The organism is Undibacterium sp. Di27W (assembly GCF_049340345.1).
Lineage (GTDB): Bacteria > Pseudomonadota > Gammaproteobacteria > Burkholderiales > Burkholderiaceae_D > Undibacterium.
In genome coordinates, this window is record NZ_JBMPOS010000003.1 from 1 (window position 1) to 19,572 (window position 19,572).

The 19,572-nt window shown below is 48.9% G+C and carries 14 protein-coding genes; 10 read left to right on the forward strand and 4 right to left on the reverse strand.

Features of this window, described 5'->3' with window-relative positions; genetic code table 11:
• The 9 genes from ACO0LF_RS07620 to ACO0LF_RS07660 form a co-directional block, all read left to right on the forward strand.
• Positions 1 to 2,558, forward strand: a 2,558-nt coding sequence (locus ACO0LF_RS07620; RefSeq protein WP_423013493.1) for a beta strand repeat-containing protein, incomplete at its 5' end; no start/stop codon positions are given.
• Positions 2,559 to 2,807: 249 nt separating this feature from the next.
• The gene (locus tag ACO0LF_RS07625; RefSeq protein ID WP_423013495.1) at positions 2,808 to 4,253 is read left to right on the forward strand and encodes a tetratricopeptide repeat protein; all 1,446 of its coding nucleotides are present in this window, start codon (positions 2,808 to 2,810) and stop codon (positions 4,251 to 4,253) included.
• Positions 4,254 to 4,649: 396 nt separating this feature from the next.
• A complete protein-coding gene (locus ACO0LF_RS07630; RefSeq protein ID WP_423013497.1) occupies positions 4,650 to 5,354 on the forward strand; it encodes a SapC family protein in 705 nt (234 codons plus the stop codon).
• A gap of 77 nt (positions 5,355 to 5,431) precedes the next feature.
• A complete protein-coding gene (locus tag ACO0LF_RS07635; protein ID WP_423013499.1) occupies positions 5,432 to 6,040 on the forward strand; it encodes a class I SAM-dependent methyltransferase in 609 nt (202 codons plus the stop codon).
• Positions 6,041 to 6,252: 212 nt separating this feature from the next.
• Complete coding sequence (locus ACO0LF_RS07640) at positions 6,253 to 7,680, forward strand: tetratricopeptide repeat protein (protein ID WP_423013501.1); 1,428 nt, start codon at positions 6,253 to 6,255, stop codon at positions 7,678 to 7,680.
• An 88-nt stretch (positions 7,681 to 7,768) separates the two neighbouring features.
• Positions 7,769 to 9,076 carry a glycosyltransferase family 4 protein gene (locus ACO0LF_RS07645; protein ID WP_423013503.1) on the forward strand — a complete coding sequence of 436 codons (1,308 nt, stop codon included), beginning with the start codon at positions 7,769 to 7,771 and terminating at the stop codon, positions 9,074 to 9,076.
• A 628-nt stretch (positions 9,077 to 9,704) separates the two neighbouring features.
• Positions 9,705 to 11,564 carry a type I secretion system permease/ATPase gene (locus tag ACO0LF_RS07650; protein ID WP_423013505.1) on the forward strand — a complete coding sequence of 620 codons (1,860 nt, stop codon included), beginning with the start codon at positions 9,705 to 9,707 and terminating at the stop codon, positions 11,562 to 11,564.
• Positions 11,565 to 11,566: 2 nt separating this feature from the next.
• The gene (locus ACO0LF_RS07655) at positions 11,567 to 12,922 is read left to right on the forward strand and encodes an HlyD family type I secretion periplasmic adaptor subunit (RefSeq protein ID WP_423013507.1); all 1,356 of its coding nucleotides are present in this window, start codon (positions 11,567 to 11,569) and stop codon (positions 12,920 to 12,922) included.
• A gap of 2 nt (positions 12,923 to 12,924) precedes the next feature.
• Positions 12,925 to 14,286 carry a TolC family outer membrane protein gene (locus ACO0LF_RS07660; protein WP_423013509.1) on the forward strand — a complete coding sequence of 454 codons (1,362 nt, stop codon included), beginning with the start codon at positions 12,925 to 12,927 and terminating at the stop codon, positions 14,284 to 14,286.
• A 92-nt stretch (positions 14,287 to 14,378) separates the two neighbouring features.
• Here the strand turns inward: ACO0LF_RS07660 and gatB are convergent, their stop codons facing one another.
• From gatB to gatC, 4 genes are read right to left on the reverse strand one after another with little or no spacing between them, the layout of a single operon-like run.
• Positions 14,379 to 15,857, reverse strand: coding sequence for an Asp-tRNA(Asn)/Glu-tRNA(Gln) amidotransferase subunit GatB (gatB, locus tag ACO0LF_RS07665; RefSeq protein WP_423013884.1), 1,479 nt, complete (start codon positions 15,855 to 15,857; stop codon positions 14,379 to 14,381).
• Positions 15,858 to 15,912: 55 nt separating this feature from the next.
• Complete coding sequence (locus tag ACO0LF_RS07670; protein ID WP_423013511.1) at positions 15,913 to 16,389, reverse strand: hypothetical protein; 477 nt, start codon at positions 16,387 to 16,389, stop codon at positions 15,913 to 15,915.
• Positions 16,386 to 17,840, reverse strand: coding sequence for an Asp-tRNA(Asn)/Glu-tRNA(Gln) amidotransferase subunit GatA (gatA, locus tag ACO0LF_RS07675; protein ID WP_423013513.1), 1,455 nt, complete (start codon positions 17,838 to 17,840; stop codon positions 16,386 to 16,388). The genes ACO0LF_RS07670 and gatA overlap by 4 nt, the downstream gene beginning before the upstream one ends.
• A 14-nt stretch (positions 17,841 to 17,854) precedes the next feature.
• The gene (gene gatC / locus ACO0LF_RS07680) at positions 17,855 to 18,157 is read right to left on the reverse strand and encodes an Asp-tRNA(Asn)/Glu-tRNA(Gln) amidotransferase subunit GatC (RefSeq protein WP_423013515.1); all 303 of its coding nucleotides are present in this window, start codon (positions 18,155 to 18,157) and stop codon (positions 17,855 to 17,857) included.
• A 284-nt stretch (positions 18,158 to 18,441) separates the two neighbouring features.
• Here gatC and ACO0LF_RS07685 point away from each other — a divergent pair, with 284 nt between their 5' ends.
• Positions 18,442 to 19,485: a rod shape-determining protein gene (locus tag ACO0LF_RS07685; protein WP_162061166.1), complete on the forward strand. Its 1,044-nt coding sequence runs from the start codon at positions 18,442 to 18,444 to the stop codon at positions 19,483 to 19,485.
• The last annotated feature ends 87 nt before the right edge of the window (positions 19,486 to 19,572 follow it).

Here is a 19,572-nt window from a genome sequence, read left to right on the forward strand (position 1 = left end):
ACGGCGGCGTACTGGCGATTGTCAACGACAACGACACAGGCAACAACGGTGCTAACTCTGCTGACCTGACAGCTGGTACAGGCATTGAAAGCGCAGTCGTCATCGACGCACGTACACTGAGCGCAACTAGCCGCTTCAGCTACAAAGGCGAAGAAGGTGCAAGCCGCACAGCCGACCGTATCATCTTCACAGATGCAAACTTCAATGGCTCCCACGCGATTGACGGTGGTGCAGTTGACACAATCACGACCAACAACAGCCAAAAGAACGACGACATCATCGAACTGCGTAATGCAACAAACGCTTCCATCGGTGACTTCAACGGCATCAAAAACATCGGTAACATCGAACTGACGAACGACACAGCGATTACGCAAGTGTCCCAAATCCAGTTGAATGACACCATCGTTGATGCATTGGTTGACAGCTTCCAGGCTGCCAACACAACAACTCACGTAGAACGTCTGACGATCCGTGCTATCGACAACACCAACGTTGCTAACGCAACAGTCGGCGTATCTATCGATGCAGGCGCATTGACAGCACAATCTGCACTGGACGTGACACTGGGCCGTGGCGCCAACTTCCTGCAACTCGGCGCTGGTGCAGACCGCGTTGTATTGTTGGGTAACTATGTTGCTGGTACATACAACGTGACAGAAAACGGTGTGAACCTGAATGCACAATCCACTGCAACAGCAGCGGCACGTGTAGTCACAGACACCATCAATCTGGGTGCTGGTAACGATACACTGGTGACTTACGGTGCGATCAACCTGGCTGGTGCGCAAATCTCTGGCGTGGAAAACATCACAGCGAACTCTGCTGTTGTGATCACTGCTTCCCAATACGCTGCAATCGTTGCTGCCCGTGCTGCTTTGTCCCTGACAGGTCCAGCATTGACATTCACAGGCAATGTTCCACATCAACTGACTATCGTTGATGACATCGCTGGCGCAAACAACATCGATCTGTCTTTGATCTCTGTTACTAGCGGCACTTTGGTGATTGACACTACGTCTTCTTCCAATGCAACTGGTGGTGGCGTGAACAACACTACTGTCAGCAATGCAGTGAATCTGTCTGGCGGCGCAACTGTAACAACAGGCGTAGTTGGTACATCCCCAATCAATGGTGGTGGTTCAGCTTTGAGCCCAACAGCATTCACTGCTGGTGGTACATTCACTAGCGCAGTAGGTGTGAATGATAACTTCACAGGTACAGTTGCTAACCTGAGCGGTACTACTATCAGTGGTAATGTTGGCGATCAAGACACTATCAGCCTGACAGGTAACTCTACTGTTGTTATTAATAACGGTACAACTGGCGGTATTATCAGCAACATCAAGTCTTTGATCACTGATAACACTGGTGGCAGCATCAGCTTCTTTAACGCTACTTCTGGTATCACTACAGTTACTGGCGGTACAGGTGTTGATAACGTTGATCTGACAGGTGCTGGTACTTCCTTCGTTGCTGGTAACGTCAATCTGGGTGCTGGTGCTGGTCAGACATTGACACTGGGCGCATTGGCTTACAGTGGCACATTCAGTGCAGGTGCTGGTGTTACAGATACTCTGGCATTGGCCGCTGGTGCAAACATCTCTGGTGCGAACATCTCTGGCTTCGAAAACCTGACATTGGCAGCAACTGGTAACTACACTCTGACTGCAGCGCAATACAATGCATTCACAGGTACTATCACTGCAGGCAATACAGAAACACTGACATTCACTACAGCTGGTACTATCGTTGCTAACGCTGCGATCGAACGCTTCACACTGGCTAATGGTACTAACACTTTCACTGCTGGTACTAACACAGTGAGCGTTGTTGGTGGCACAGGTAACGATACATTCAACTACACAGCTACACAAATCGCCGGCGCAACAACGCTGGACGGCGGCTTGGGTGCAGATACACTGAACATCGGTACTATCGGTGCTAACTTGAATATCTCTGCTCTGGTAACTGGTGTTGAAACAGTGCAAGTTACTGGTTCTGCAGCAACTGGCTGGACCTTCACTAACGAAAACGGTGCTGGTGTAACTCTGAACTACGCTAAAGGCGCAACAGGCGACGTAGTTGTTCTGGGTACAGGCGGCCAAACAGTTAATCTGTTGGGTACAGCTGCTACAGCAGTTACAGTAACTGGCGGCACTGGTGCTGATACGATCAATCTGTCTACAACTGCAACTGGTGCTGAAACTATCACTACTGGTTCTGTTATCAGTGCAATCGATACAGTAGCAAACTTCAAAGTTGCTGGCGCTGACGTGTTCAAAACTGGCACAGCAGCAACAACATTGAACTTGTTGTCTATCGCTACTGCTGATACATCAACTCTGGCAGCAGCTATCGCTACAGCAGCAACTGCAGCTGGTGCAGCTCTGGCAGCTAACACCCAGGCTTACGTTATCACTGTAGCCGCAGGTACAGCAGCTGGTACTTATGCTTTCCAAAACATCGGTGGCACTGTAGGTACTGTTGATGCAACTGACTTTATCGTTAAAATCACTGGCGCAGGTTCCATCGTCGCTGGCGACTTCATCGCTTAATTCAGTAAGCAAAGCAAGAAAATGGGTAGCTTGCTACCCATGCAGCAGGGAGAGAGCATCCTCCCTGTTGTTGAAAATAAGAAACCCACCTCTGCAAAGCGGTGGGTTTTTTTATAATTTGCTAGTATGTGTTGTTAATAATGATAGCTAGCTAATGCATCCTTGCATCAGGTTTTCATAGGCTGGCTTTGAAAATCAGTCTTACTCAATAATTATTCAGAACTCAGAGCGCTTTACTGCTGCCTTGTCATGACTATCAAGAAACTTAACCGGAATGATCCCTGTGTTTGTGGCAGCGGAAAAAAATACAAGCAATGTTGCATGCTTGCAGATGAACTTAAGCACTCTGAAGCTGAAAAACAAAAACAACAAATATCTGGGCAGATTGCTCATTTGCTGGAACAAGGCATGCTCATGCATCGTAATGCTCAGATAGAGGACGCCAGGAAAACCTATCAAGCGATCTTGCAGCTCAATCCCAGCCATCCAGATGCCTTGCATCTTTATGGCGTGACAGCTCACCAAATGCGAAATTACGGGCAGGCTATACAATTCATGCAATTATCCTTGCAAAGCAATCCCGGGAACTTCTATGCGCTGAATAATTTGGGCGCAGCCTTGCGTGAAAATAACCAGGCTGAGCAGGCATTGCAGTGTTTTCAGCAAGCCTGCAAACTCAAGCCCGACTACGCCGAGGCGCATAGTAATATTGGCAATGTGTATAAAGATACTGGCAATCTGGATAAGGCCATACTGGCCTACAGGCATGCCATCAGTTTGAGTCCGGCCATGGCAGAACCCTGGAATAATCTTGCCCTGATCTATCAAAAAAACAAAGACTTGCAGAGTGCCATACAGTGCGCTGAGCGTGCTGCTGCCTTGCAACCAGACATGGCTGAAATTCATAATACCCTGGGTAATATTTATAAAGATGCCGGTCAGCTTGCTCGGGCGCTGGCTAGCTATCAGCAAGCACTTGCACTAGACCCGCAACAAGGCAATGCCGCACATTTTATTAACGTACTCAGTGGCCAGGCCAGTGCCCAAGCGCCAGTCAACTATGTCAGCAAGGTGTTTGATGACTATGCCGAGCGTTTTGACCAGCATTTGCAAGAAGTGCTCGAATATAAGATTCCAACGGTCATCGGCCAGCAGCTAAGGCAAATGAAAGTGGCTGGCAAGGCAACATGGCGCATCCTGGATCTGGGTTGCGGTACCGGCCTGGTGGCACAGGAACTTGCCAGTATGGCAGAGTACTTTGTTGGCGTTGATTTATCTGAAAAAATGTTGCTGAAGGCACAAGAGAGAAAGTTATATCGCAGATTGATTCAAGCTGATTTGTTGAGCATGACCAGGCAAGAGCTGGCCGCCAGTTATGAACTGGTGACCGCGGCGGATGTATTTGTTTATCTGGGACAGCTCGACGCCATTGTTGCAGAAATAAGTCGTTTGTTGGTGCCTGATGGTTTATTTGCTTTTTCAATTGAAGCAGGAGACGCAAACCAGCTGCCTGGAGTGGAACATATTGGCTATCAGCTGCGCAATAGTGGCCGTTACGCACATCAATTAACTTATTTGCAAAGCTTGGCAGCTCAGCATGGTTTTACGATATTGCAGTGTCTGCCGCAAACCATCAGGATGGAAAACTTGCAGGCTATACCAGGCTACTTGCTGATCTGGCGCAAGCTGATATGACTGGTGCATAGTAGCTGCATGCATTGCAGTTTGACTTGAGGGCATGTCAGTCGCCGATAGCAATATGCCGACCATATAAGCAGAAGCGAGATTAATATTTTGTCTATTTACATAGGGGTAACCTGCTTTAGCGCAAGTTTTATCAAGTAGCGCTCCAGACGTGTAATGTGACGGCAGCATGATTTGCCTGCGACAGGATAGTCGTTCCGAAAAAAGCGCTATCTGCGTATCCTGCTGATACAATACTGGACTTGATTTTGACCAAAACGCCTACATTTCAATGTGAGTAATCGTGTTGTGATCAAATAGTGATTTGCGATTTAATGCCATTTATGTCTGGCGCTTAACCCATGCCATCAATGGAAATGGGCTTTTTCTAGTTATTGGAGTTTTACTATGTTTCAAAATGCTCAAACCCTGGACAAGAACCTGCATGGCGCTTTGCGCTTTCAACCAGCCGCAGACTTTGCCTTTGCCCGTGGCCTGACCACTGCCCCTTTGGCACCTACAGAAATCCCTGAAGCAGCAGAATACTATCCTGTCCTGTTTTCACAATCCGGTGTATTGAATGCAATCGCTGTGCTGGGCTTGAGAGAGCGCAATGTATTCCTGAATGAAAAAAACCAATGGACTGAAGCCTATGTGCCAGTGCATGTGCGCCGCTACCCATTTATCCTGGGTCGCATCGGTGATACTGACGAATATGTGTTGGCAGCGGATATGGATGCTCCCCAGTTCAACGCCAAAGAAGGTGAATTGGTATTTACAGACAAGGCAGAATTCAATCCGCACTTTGGCCCAGTCCTGGAGTTGCTGAACAGCTATGAAAAGAACCTGCGCGAAGGCCGTGTTGTCTTGAATGAGCTGGAAACTACTGGTGTACTGGTAGCAAAAGACCTCAACTTCCGTGAAGGCCATGAAGTGCACCTGATCGGTGGTTTCCGTATTGTGGACCGTGAAAAAGTCATGGCGCTCGACGATGCCATACTGGCACGCTGGGTGCGTAATGGCTTGATGTCTCTTCTGGAATTGCATTGGGCATCTTTCCGTCATTTGCCTAAGGTTGCATTGGCATCCTCACGCCCAGACCAGGTTCAGTAATCTGCGTTTGACGAGACCAGACTGAAAGTAGAAAATGGGGCTGTTATGCCCCATTTTTTTTGATCATATATAACAAGGTGACTACTTTGAAATTACTGCACGTAGGCTGCGGCCCACAAAACAAGTCAGGAACGACACCCTATTTTCAGTCGAATGACTGGCAGGAAATACGATTTGATATCGATCCCACAGTCAATCCAGACATACAGGGAACCTTGACCGACATGAGTGCGGTAGAAACGGCTTCCATTGATGCCGTGTTTTCATCCCATAATATTGAGCACTTGTATCCCCATGAAGTACCTGTAGCGCTCAAAGAAATTTTGCGTGTGCTCAAGGATGATGGGATTTTCGTCGTTACTTGCCCGGATCTGGTTTCTGTCTGTAAATTGGTTGCTGAAGACAAATTGCTGGAGCCAGCCTATGTCTCTCCAGCTGGTCCGATTTCTCCACTGGATATACTGTACGGGCATCGTGCAGCCATGGAAAGAGGCAATCTTTTTATGGCACATCGTTGCGGTTTCACGCAAAAAGTACTGATGAACCTGTTGGCAGAATTTGGGTTCAAAGCTGTCGTAGCGGCATCGCGACCATCTGCCTTTGACCTGTGGGCAGTTGGTAGTAAAAATGCCAGACCTGTTGCCGAAGTTCAAGAGCTGTTATTAGCCCAATTCGGGCCAAAATAATTGTTTGCAGAATGCAAAAAAAGAAATCACTCGTCGGGCAAGGACAGGCAAAGTCAGCACTTAACAATGCAAATACCCGTCTACAAACAGCACAATTGTTGCAACAAGCCTTAGCTTTACACCAAAGTGGACAGCTATTCGGGGCTGAAGCAATGTATCAACAGATATTGGCAATTGACGCCAGGCATTTCGACGCTTTGCAATTTCTAGGAATGATAAGACGCAATAATGGTCAGTTTCAACAAGCCTTCGATTTACTGAGCCTGGCGGCTTCGATGAAGCCTGACCATGTCACCATACATGCTTCACTGGGCAATGTTTTGCTTGACTTGCAACGTCCTGCTGATGCCATCGTCAGCTATGACCGGTTTTTATCCTCCACGCCAGAATTCGCTGAAGTTCTCAACAACAAGGCTAATGCACTCAGTGCTCTGGGGCGTGAAGCAGAGGCCATGCTTTGCTATAACCAGGCATTGAGCAAACAAACTGATTTTCCAGATGCCTATTTTAATCGCGGCAATCTCTACATGGACATGCGTGACTACGCGCGTGCGCTGTATGATTATGAGCAAGTGCTAGCGGGTAATGCGAGTCATTTTCAAAGCTGGAATAATCGTGGCAATGCCTTGCTGAAACTAGAGCGTCTGCCAGAAGCCATGCACAGTTATCAGCAGGGTTTGAGTATCGCGCCAGGCAATGCTGAGTTGCATGCCTGTTTGGCGAATGCCTATAAAATTACCGGGCACTTGAATGAAGCTGTCCAGCATTACTCAAAAGTACTGGAGTTGAGTGCAGCCGGTTTTGTTCGTCAAAATGCGGCACTGCAATTGGCAATACTCCACCATGTATATGGGAACACAGCAAATGTGGAGCCTTTGCTGCAGGTGGCAAAAGCCATGCTGGACAATGTACAGGTCAAGGATAAAGGCTCCTTGATTTATTGTGTCTTCATGTCGAAGATATATTTATGGTGGCAATTGTTCAGGCAGCAGACACAAATTCCACAGGCAAATGGTGTGCTACATGTCATAGGTGAGAGCCATATGCTGTCTGCTCATAATCTGGTGGTCAGTTATCGTGGACACAGCTTGCAATGCAAAGGTTTGTGGATAGAAGCTTGTACACAATGGCGTCTCGGCCATGTCGAGGCTAATCATTACCAACAGCTCATGAAGACTTATTTGCAAGCGGTGCCAGAAGCATCCAGCGTCTTGATCATGGTAGGTGAAATTGATTGTCGTATTGATGGTGGAATCTACAAGGCGAGTAAAAAAAATAAGGAAACAGACCTGCTACAGCGCGTGCAAAAAACCATTGAGGCTTTTTTGCACATGCTGCTGGCCCATGCCCAGCCACGCAGATTAAAACTGATCATCAGTGGCGTACCGGCTTACCATATCGATGAAAATGGATTAAGTCAGCAAGACTTGCATGATTTTGGTCAGTTTCTGATCCTGTTTAATCTGACTTTGAAGCAACTGGCATTACAAAAGGGCATGGATTTTCTCGATTTGTTTGCCCTCACCGATAGTGGGAATGGCAAGGCAAATCAACAATGGCATATTGATGCCCACCACTTGCGCCCTGATGGGATACAACAGGCGTTTGCTCATCATTTGCTGATGGCAGAAACTTGCTGAAAGCTGCACGATTTGCTTCAGCTTCCAGAGATAATAGCGTTTATACTGTGGCAATTCCTTTGGCTCGTATTCCTATCCAGTTTGCTTTATGAAAATCCTGTTCGTTCACCAAAATTTCCCGGGTCAGTTTGTGCACCTGGCGCCGGCCTTGGCGGTAGATGCTGGCAATGAAGTTGTGGCTTTGACCATGCAAAAAGGCGCTCCGCCCTTATGGAATGGTATCAAGGTTCATTCTTATCAAGTGGCACGTGGCACAGCGGCCGAAACCCATCCCTGGCTGGCAGATTGCGAACCCAAAGTTATCCGTGCTGAGGCCGCCATGCGGGCCGCCCTGCAGTTACGTGAACAAGGTTTTTCGCCTGATGTCATTATTGCTCATCCAGGTTGGGGTGAAAGCCTATTCCTGAAGAAAGTGTGGCCCAGGGCCAAGTTGGGGATCTATGCTGAATTCTTTTACCATGCGCATGGGGCAGACGTAGGCTTCGATCCCGAGTTTTCTTCCGGCAGCATAGAGCAAGCCTGCAAAATACAACTCAAGAATATCAATAATCTCTTGCATATAGAAATAGCAGATGCCGCCATTTCTCCTACACACTGGCAAGCCAGTACATTTCCTGCCGCATTTCGTGAACACATCAGTGTTATCCATGACGGCATCAATACCGACCTGGTTGCCCCCAATCCTGCCGTTGCATTGACCCTGGGTGGTGGCTTGACCTTGACGCGCGATGATGAAGTCATCACTTTCGTCAATCGCAACCTGGAGCCGTATCGCGGTTACCACATATTCATGCGCGCCTTGCCACAGATCTTGGCACAGCGCCCGCATGCGCAAGTATTGCTGGTGGGCGGTGACGATGTCAGTTATGGCGCCAAGTCAGCCAGCGGCCAGTCATGGAAAGAAATTTTCCTTAAAGAGGTTAGTCCACTATTGCCGGAAGAGGCGCGCAAGCGTATCCACTTCCTCGGCAACATTCCTTATCAGCATTTTATTCCTCTGTTGCAGTTGTCACGCGTCCATGTGTATCTGACCTATCCCTTCGTGCTGTCCTGGAGTTTGCTGGAAGCCATGAGCGCTGGATGTGCCATTGTGGCGTCAGATACACAGCCTTTGCGGGAGGCCATACGCCATAATGAGACTGGCAGACTGGTAGATTTCTTTGATGTGGCAGCGCTGGCGCAAGAGGTGTGTGATTTGCTGGAACAGCCCGAAGAGAGGCTGCGCCTGGGGGAGAATGCTCGCCGTTTTGCCTGTGAATTCTATGATTTGCAAAAAGTGTGCTTGCCCGCTCAACTGGAATGGGTGAACACCTTGGCTGAAGACACAAAAGTTAACATTCAAAATGAGATATCTGCACAGCCGCTTGTAAACACGATCGTAATTGAGTTAAAATGACACTGTAGCCAGCAAGACCATTAAAGAACTCGGCGCCCCGCAACGGATATTGCGGGGCGTTTTTTTTCGTCCATATCCGGCAATGATCAGTGTGCCTGCGCGCACAAGGTCCCAATAACTCCCAATGTCAAAGATTGTGCTTGATTTTAGATACCGATCTTCATCGTAAAAATTGGTAAATCCCCGTATTTCAGGCAGTAACCTAAGGCGCTCCAGTATTTATCTTTAATATCTGTTCGTAAGGAAAGCGATTTCACGAAGAGTAAGCTTGCCAAATGAATAAATTTCACTCGCGCAGAAATTCTTATGAAATGACTAAATGAGGGAGTATGTGAGAAATAACAAGGGCGTCAGAGTAGAAAACACTTAAATTTTTATATACCGAGGGGAGTATATGAAATTAACTGACTTTGATACACGAAACACGTTTTAAAAGCGTAAAACTTATGTTACGCTTTCGAAAAATGTGATGTACGTCACATTTAATTGAGTTGTGAACGAGGATAATGCCGCCTTGCCTTACAAATGCAGAATATGCAGATGAGTTTCGCTATTTCAGAGCGTATTCATCCGGCGGTCACCTTTTAAATTGCGTTGTTTTTAGTACTTCAATGTGCAAAGAATACAAATGATCTCGAAATTAAAACTTCCACAAACGGAAATCGCACAAGTCTTGATGACTTTTAAAAGTGCTTTCAGGACCGTTGGCATTTTCAGCGCTATCATCAATCTTTTGATGTTAGCACCTTCCCTGTACATGTTACAGGTTTATGATCGCGTTTTGCAAAGTCGCAACGAAATCACCTTGTTGATGTTGACATTGCTGATGCTGGGTGCTTATGCATTGATGAGTGCACTCGAATACATCCGTAGTTTTGTGCTGATACGTCTTGGCGCCAAGCTCGATATGCAAATGAATAAGCGTATCTATACCGCTGCATTTGAACAAAATTTGAAGCGTGGTGGCGGCAATGCAGGTCAGGCTTTGCAGGATTTGACGCAAATTCGCCAGTTCCTGACCGGCGCAGGTTTGTTTGCCTTCTTTGATGCACCCTGGTTCCCTTTCTACCTGGCAGTGATCTTCATGTTTGACGCTTACCTTGGCTTGTTTGCCCTGGCGGCAGTGATCATCATGGTGATACTGGCCTATGCCAATGAAGTCGTCTCCAAGAAGCCGTTGACCGAAGCCAATACCATGGCCATCATTTCCAGCACTCTGGCAACCAATAACTTGCGCAATGCCGAAGTTATTGAAGCCATGGGTATGCTGCCTAACCTGATGTCGCGTTGGTTCAAGTTGCATGGCCGTTTCCTGCAATTGCAAGCAGAAGCGAGCGAAAAGTCAGGCATTATCACGGCCTTGAGTAAATTTGTCCGCGTCTCGGTACAGTCTCTGGTATTGGGTTTTGGTGCCTTGCTGGTTATCGAAGGCAAGATGTCCCCAGGCATGATGATTGCCGGTTCGATTTTGCTGGGTAAGGCAACTGGTCCTATCGACCAACTGATCGGTGTATGGAAACAATGGAGCACAGTCAAAGGTGCTTATGGCCGTTTGAATGAATTGCTGGGTGCCAACCCGCCACGTCAGGCTGGCATGAATTTGCCCAAGCCACTGGGTGCCTTGTCGGTAGAGGGCGTGACTGCTGCGCCTCCTGGTTCTACCGTTGTCGTTGTCAAAGGCTTGACGATGGCATTGCAACCTGGTGATGTACTCGGTGTGATTGGCCCTTCAGGTTCAGGTAAATCGACCCTGGCTCGTTTGTTGGTGGGTGTCTGGCCGGCCGCAGTAGGTAAAGTGCGTCTGGATGGTGCTGATATCTATCAATGGAATAAAGACCAGCTCGGTCCTAACATCGGTTATCTGCCGCAAGACATAGAATTGTTTGCTGGTACAGTGGCAGAAAATATCGCTCGTTTTGGCGAAGTCGATTCTGAAAAAGTGATACTGGCTGCCAAGCGCGCCGGTGTGCATGAATTGATCCTGCATTTCCCGCAAGGTTACGATACCCGTCTGGGTGATGGTGGTGCTGGTTTGTCTGGCGGCCAAAAACAACGTCTGGGCCTGGCGCGTGCCATGTACGACGATCCATCCCTGCTGGTCCTCGATGAACCAAATTCCAACCTGGATGATGCCGGAGAGCAGGCCTTGGTCCTGGCGGTCAATGATCTGCGTCAACGTGGTAAGACCATTGTTCTGATCACTCACCGCACAACAATCCTGGGTGCTACGACCAAGCTCTTGTTGTTACGCGACGGTGTAGCACAAGCCTTCGGTCCGCGTGACCAGGTCCTGGCTGCTTTGAATCAGGCCAATCAACAACAAATGCAACAAGCTCAGCAAGCCGCAGCAGCACAACAGGCTGCCCAGCAAGCACAACAGCAAAATGGCTTGCAAGCTGCGGCATCTGAGCCGCCAGCAGATACACAGGCAAGAATTAATGCCAGTGCGCAAGAGCAAGCAAATGCTACAGCTGCAGAACAGGAGTAATCATGAAAAATGCATTGGTTAAGAAAAGTGATGTCACAGATGTGGCAACCCATAATGTAGAGATACTGGAAGTCAACACGGATGCGCGTAGCTATTCCCGTATGGGCTGGATCATCATTCTGGTGGGCGTGGTTGGTTTCTTGCTGTGGGCATTTACGGCAAAGCTGGACAAGGGCGTGCCTATGAGTGGCAACGTCGCAGTCGCTTCCAGCCGTAAAGTGATACAGCATCAAACTGGTGGTACTGTAGATGAAATCCTGGTCAAGGATGGCGATGTCGTCAAGGCGGGTCAAGTCTTGTTGAAGATGAACAATGTCAGCGCCAAGTCAAATGCAGAAATCACCAGGGTGCAATTGTTCACGGCCCAGGCGGTAGAAGCAAGACTGCTGGCCGAACGTGCAGGTGCAAAGTCCATCAGTTTCCCCAAGGAATTGGATGAAGCGAAAAGTGATCCCCGCGTTGCCAGCGTCATTTTGCTGCAACAGCAATTGTTCACTACACGTCAGATTTCCATACAAAGTGAGCTGGGTGCAGTGGATGAAAATATTGCCGGTATGAAATCGCAACAAAAAGGCCTGGAAGAATCCATGGTCAGCAAGAAGCAACAGCAACAATTCCTCAAGGAACAGCTCGACGGTATGCGCGATCTGGCCAAGGAAGGCTATATCGCCCGCAATCGTCTGCTGGACCTGGAACGCACTTATGCGCAAGTGAATGGCAGTATTTCTGAAGACTTGGGCAATATGGGCCGTGTCTCGCGCCAGATCATGGAAATGGGCTTGCGTAAAGCTCAGCGTCAGCAAGACTATCAAAAAGAAATCCGCACACAATTGTCGGATGTTCAAAAAGAAGCCGAAGCTCTGCAAAACCGCCTGACAGCGTTGGATTTCGATCTCAACAATGTAGCCGTAAAAGCACCTGTTGCAGGTACTGTCGTGGCTCTGAATGTATTTACCAAAGGCGCAGTGGTGCCTAGCGGTTTCAAACTGATGGAACTGGTTCCTCTGGATGATGCCCTGATTGTTGAAGCCAGTTTGCCAGTCAACCTGGTTGACAAAGTACATGCGGGCTTGAAGACAGAGTTGATTTTCTCTGCATTCAACAGCAATACGACACCGCATATCCCTGGCGTCATTACCCAGGTGTCTGCCGACCGTACTGTGGATGAAAGAACCGGCCAGGCCTTCTATAAAGTGCGTGCAGAAGTCACACCTGAAGGCAAAAAGCTGCTCGCCAATCTGCAAGTTCGCCCAGGTATGCCAGTTGAATTGTTTGTCAGCACTGGTGGTCGCACCATGATGAACTACTTGCTCAAACCTGTGCTTGACCGTGCTCATTCTGCCTTGACTGAGGAGTAATCATGAAAAAATCATGGAAGCGTCTCAATCTGATTGCCGCCGCCTGCAGCGTCCTTGTGATGTCAGCAGGCCAGGCACAAGCCATGGGCTTGTTGCAAGCCTATGAGGCGGCATTGATCAATGATCCATCTTACCGTGCTGCCGTGTCAGAAAATACTGCGGGCAAAGAGTACAAGAATATTGGTCGTTCGGGCTTGCTGCCGACAGTGCAATACGTTTATGGCACCAGCAAAAACAAGGCTGAAATTACTGCTCCTATAGCGCTTGGAGGGCAAATATATCAAGTCACCAATGATTACGACTACACCAGTATTAGCAGCTCTCTTTCGTTACGCCAGGTATTGTTCAGTCTGGATGCGACGGCGCGTTACAGACAAGGTATAGCACAGACCAATTATAGCGATGCCATCTTTTCTGCACGCAGCAAGGATTTGATCGTTCGTCTGGTGACTTCGTATGCGGATGTTAAATTTTCAGAGGATCAGCTGGATTTGTTCCGTGCTCAAAGAGATGCCTATGCGGAGCAAAAGCGTATCAATGAACGCATGTTTGAAAAAGGTGAGGGTACCAGGACCGACATGCTGGAAACTCAGGCCAAGCTTGATGTCGCTGAAGCCCAGGTCATAGAAGCGCAAGACACTTTGCTGAATGCAAGAAATACTTTTTCTGCCATCATCGGTAGTGAAGTGCAACAACTCGATGGCTTGCGCCCCGAGTTCAATGTCATGCCAGGGTCACTGTCAAGTTTCGATGACTGGATGACGATCGCCACGGAAAACAATCCTGAGATTGCCGCAGCCAAGTTTTCCCTCGAAGCTGCAGAGTTGGAAATTGACAAGAGTAAAGCCGGGCACACACCACGACTGGACCTTAACGTTGGTTACAATCGCGGCCTGTCAGATAGTTTAGCGAATCGTACTCAGGATCAAACCGTCAAGAGTATAGGCGTGCAATTGGTGATACCGATTTATTCTGGTGGTTATGTCAGCGCGGTCAGTAATCAGTCTGTCGCCAACCGCGACAAAGCCAAGGCTGACCTGGATGGCACACGCAATCGTATTTCGATAGAATTGCGCAAGCAATATAACGCAGTACAAACCAGCCTGACCAAGATCGCTGCCTTGCAAAAATCGGTCAATTCATCCACTTTGCTGGTTGAAGCAACCAAGCAAAGCGTCAAGGGTGGTGTGCGTATCAATCTTGATGTGCTGAGTGCAGAACAGCAATTGGTTGCCTCCAAGCGTGACCTGGCCCAGGCTAAATACAATTACCTGATTAGTTTCCTGAGGCTGCGTGTGACTGCTGGCAATATCACTGTCGATGATGTTCAGGCAGTTGGCGCTTACTTTTCACCCATGACCTGAATGGGCCTGGAATTGTGATCAGTTATTGATGGCAAAGACTAAAAAAAACGGCACATCCTGAAAGATGTGCCGTTTTTATTTTCTGGTAGGAATCAGCCCGCCAGTTTTTTCTTCAGCAATTCATTGACCTGTGCAGGGTTGCCCTTGCCCTTGGTCGCTTTCATCGCCTGACCTACCAGAGAGTTGAACGCCTTCTCTTTGCCCGCGCGGTATTCATCGACAGATTGCTGGTTCGCAGCCATGACTTCGTCGATGATTTTCCCGAGAACATTCACATCAGAAATTTGCGCACCACCTTTGGACTCGATCATCTTGTCGACAGCACCTGCATCTTCCGATGGCGCTTGCCAGATGGCAGCAAACACTTCCTTGGCTATCTTGTTGGAAATCGTGCCGTCAGCAATACGCTGCAACAACACCGCCAACTGTGCAGACGTCACGGGAATAGCGCTGATGTCCAGGCCTTCACGGTTCAGGGTCGCTGCCACATCGCCCATTATCCAGTTGGCGGCAGGCTTGGCTTGCACTGCACCAACAGCAGTCACCACGGCTTCAAAATAAGTGGCCATGCCCTTGGATTGCGTCAGGATAGTCGCATCGTATTCAGGTAAACCAAACTGCTCAATAAAGCGCTGGCGCATGGCCGATGGCAGTTCGGGCATGGTGGCGCGTACTTGCTCTACCCATTCACGGCTGATTTTCAGCGGTGGCAAATCAGGATCAGGGAAGTAACGATAATCCATCGAATCTTCCTTGCTACGCATGGAGCGGGTTTCTTTTTTATCCGGGTCATACAGACGGGTTTCCTGAATGACTTTGCCGCCGTCTTCTATCAAATCTATCTGGCGACGCACTTCGATATTGATCGCTTCTTCCAAAAAACGGAAAGAGTTCAGGTTCTTGATTTCACAACGAGTACCAAATTCTTTTTGACCAACCGGGCGTACAGAAACGTTGGCATCGCAACGGAAAGAACCTTCCTGCATATTGCCGTCACAGATATCCAGCCAGGTCACCAGCGAATGCAAGGCCTTGGCATAAGCGACTGCTTCGGCAGCGCTGCGCATGACAGGCTCGGTAACGATTTCCAGCAAAGGCGTACCGGCGCGGTTCAGATCTACTCCTGTCATGCCTTCGGTGATGCCATGCATGGATTTGCCAGCATCTTCTTCCAGGTGGGCGCGTGTCAGTTCTATATTCCTGAATTCGGTCTTGCCATCTTTTTCAAACACGCAAGGGACGAAACCGCCTTGGACTACCGGGATTTCAAACTGGCTGATCTGATAGCCTTTAGGCAGGTCAGGGTAGAAATAATTTTTACGGGCAAAGATGGATTCCGGTGCGACCAATGCACCAACGGCCAGGCCAAACTGTATGGCTTTTTCCACCGCGCCTTTATTCATGACCGGCAACACGCCAGGCAGTGCCAGATCAACCGGGCTGGCCTGGGTATTTGGTTCTGCACCAAATTGTATTGAAGAGCCGCTGAAAATTTTTGAGTTGGTCTTGAGTTGCGCATGCGTCTCAAAACCGATAACGACTTCCCATTGCATAATATTTCCTCGTCTTATCTTTAACTTATTGCGCCTGTTCGTTTGCAAGCAGGCAGCACATCAATTCATTTCATTACTCGTAAGTACAAAGCCCGGTTTTGGTATTCACCGTCAGCTCTGAAAAATTCCTGCGTGAGCCACATAGTGCCGGGCAGGTAGGCTTGATATGCAGGGTGTCGCCTTCACGTTCCAGGCGTATGCTGCATTGCGAGCCGCGGTCTACATCATAGCCACGCTTCTGCCTTGCTGACTGGGCATTCTTAAGACGTATGCGCCAGCCTTTTTCTGTCAATTCTGCTGCCAGGTCATCTTCAGTATCTATGCTGCATTCATGTCCGCGATTGCTGCGAAAGACTGAGGATTCCCATTGGAACTCAGTGATCTGTGTACCGTTCAATTGCATACGTGCCTGGTCACTGTAAAGCAGGCGCTCACCATCAGCATCTTCCTGCAGCGTTTGTGTGCAGGCAATACGTGTGTCCAGTGTCTGTGCCGACAAAGTTCCACATATCAGCCACATGGCTGCGCCCAGGAAGATTTTCAAGCTCATACGGGGTTGCGCGTATGCCAGTCGGTGGCTTGCTGGAATTGATGGGCCACATTCAGCAATTTCGCTTCATCATAATAATTGCCGATGATTTGCAAGCCTACCGGGCGCCTGGCATTCTTTTCACCCTGACCAAAACCGCAAGGGATGGACATGCCAGGCAAGCCAGCCAGGCTGGTCGATAAAGTGAAAATATCGGCCAGATAATTGGCCACTGGATCATCCGCCTTGGAACCCAGGTCCCAGGCCACAGTCGGTGCTACCGGACCCATGATGACATCACATTTCTCAAACGCTGCAGCAAAATCTTGCGCGATCAGGCGACGGATTCTCTGTGCCTGCAAATAATAGGCATCATAGTAACCGTGCGACAGTACATAGGCACCGACCAGAATACGGCGCTTGACTTCAGCACCAAAACCTTCGGCGCGCGACTTCTTGTACATCTCATTCAAATCTTTGTAATCTGCCGCGCGATGGCCATAACGCACACCGTCAAAACGGCTCAGATTAGAAGACGCTTCTGCCGGTGCAATCACATAATACACAGGGATGGACAACTCGGTTTTTGGCAAGGAGATTTCTACCAGAGTCGCGCCCAGTTTTTCATATTCAGCCAGCGCAGCACGGACTGCCTGTTCTACATCTGCTGACAGGCCTTCAGAGAAAAATTCTTTTGGTATGCCGATACGCAGTCCTTGCAAAGACTTGTTCAGGTCACGGTTGAAATCTTCTTTCTTGCGTTCCAGCGAAGTCGAATCTCTCTCATCAAAACCTGTCATCGCATTCAGCAAGATGCCGCAGTCTTCGGCTGTCTGGGCGATAGGGCCGCCCTGATCCAGTGAAGAAGCAAAAGCAATCATGCCATAACGCGATACGCTGCCATAAGTAGGCTTGATACCGGTAACGCCGCAAAACGATGCGGGCTGGCGGATGGAGCCACCAGTATCTGTCGCAGTCACCGCCGGTGCCAGACGCGCCGCAATCGCCGCTGCCGAACCGCCGGAAGAACCGCCAGGTACGGCAGTTTTATCCCAGGGGTTTTTCACCGCACCAAAATAAGAATTTTCATTCGACGAACCCATGGCGAATTCATCGCAATTCAATTTGCCCAGTGTGACCGTGCCAGCTTTATTGAACAGCTCGACGACAGTTGCGTCAAAGGGGCTGACATAATTTTCCAGCATGCGTGAACCGGCAGTTGAGCGCCAGTCGCGTGTCACGAAAATATCTTTGTGGGCGATAGGCACGCCCGTCAAGACGCCCGCATCACCATTGGCCAGACGGGCATCGGCTGCTGCAGCCTGTTGCAAGGTCCATTCAGGATTGACATGCAGAAAAGCATTCAAGTCACTGGCAGCAATACGATTCAGATAATGCTGGGCAAGTTCGGTGGCGGATACCTGCTTGCTTTGCAGCAGGGCGGATAATTGCGAAATTGTTTTGGTATGCATGAGGACTCTATTGCTTATTCAATAACCTGGGGTACGAGATACAAGCCGTCTTGTGTTGCTGGCGCTGGCTTTTGATAATCTTCGCGATGATTGCTTTCGCTGACCACGTCTTCACGCAGGCGCAAAGCCATTTCTGGCAGCAGGGCAGCGATGGGATGGCTTAAAGGTGCTACCCCCGTGGTATCTACCGCCTTCAATTGCTCAACCATGGAGAAAATACTATTGAGTTTTTCCAGTGTGGAAACTTCTTCCGCTGCCGAAGTTTCTAATTTTGCCAAATTGGCAATTCTTTTAACATCTTCAAGTGTCAGTGACATAGTTCAGGAGCGCATTTTTGCGCGAAAAGAGTGTCAATAAATACATAATCTGATATGCCACCAAAAGCGTAATTTAGGTGTTGGTATCAAATAAATTTAAACAGATTATAAGGTAGAATGGCGGGTTAATGCCCTAAATGGCTTGCTAAATCCCCTAACATGCTTTTTGTGCTTGGATATGAGGTGCTTGGCTGCTTCCCGGTGAAAACGGTAGGGTTAAAAATTCGGTAGCGCAGCCCAATAAAGCGGGCTCAGCCCACAATCAGTTAAACACAGGACAATACATGTTTGGTTTTTTACGTAGTTATTTTTCAAATGATCTGGCGATCGATCTGGGAACAGCCAATACGCTGATTTATGTACGTGGACAGGGTATCGTACTTGATGAACCATCCGTAGTCGCGATCCGTCAAGAAGGCGGCCCTAACGGCAAGAAAACAATTCAGGCAGTAGGTAAAGAAGCCAAGCAGATGCTGGGCAAGGTACCGGGTAATATTGAAGCCATCCGCCCCATGAAAGATGGTGTGATTGCCGACTTTACCGTCACCGAGCAAATGCTCAAGCAATTCATCCGCATGGTGCATGACACCAAGTTCTTCAAACCATCTCCACGCATCATTATTTGTGTACCTTGCGGTTCTACCCAGGTAGAACGTCGTGCAATTCGTGAATCTGCATTGGGGGCCGGCGCTTCCCAGGTGTATTTGATTGAAGAGCCTATGGCTGCAGCGATAGGGGCTGGTTTGCCAGTGTCTGAGGCAACGGGTTCCATGGTGGTCGATATCGGTGGCGGTACGACTGAAGTTGGTATCATTTCCCTGGGTGGCATGGTCTACAAGGGCTCCGTCCGCGTCGGCGGTGACAAGTTTGACGAAGCCATCGTCAATTACATACGCCGCAATTACGGCATGTTGATTGGTGAGCAAACTGCTGAAGCCATCAAAAAGGCGATTGGTTCGGCTTTCCCGGGCTCCGAAGTCAAGGAAATGGAAGTCAAAGGACGTAATCTGTCCGAAGGCATCCCGCGTTCCTTCACGATTTCAAGTAATGAAATCCTGGAAGCCCTGACTGATCCGCTGAACAACATCGTTTCTGCCGTTAAAAACGCGCTGGAACAAACGCCGCCAGAACTGGGTGCCGACATTGCTGAAAAAGGCATGATGCTGACCGGTGGTGGCGCGCTTTTGCGTGATCTCGACCGCTTGCTGATGGAAGAAACCGGCCTGCCTGTTATCGTTGCTGAAGATCCATTGACTTGCGTGGTTCGTGGTTCTGGTATGGCGCTGGAGCGTATGGATAAGCTGGGCTCTATCTTCTCTTACGAGTAAGCCTGTGCTATCCGGGAGCGTGGCAGCCAGCGACTGGCTGCAGCTCCGTATTTGATGCAGCCTGTTTTCAGTCTTGAGTGCTGAATC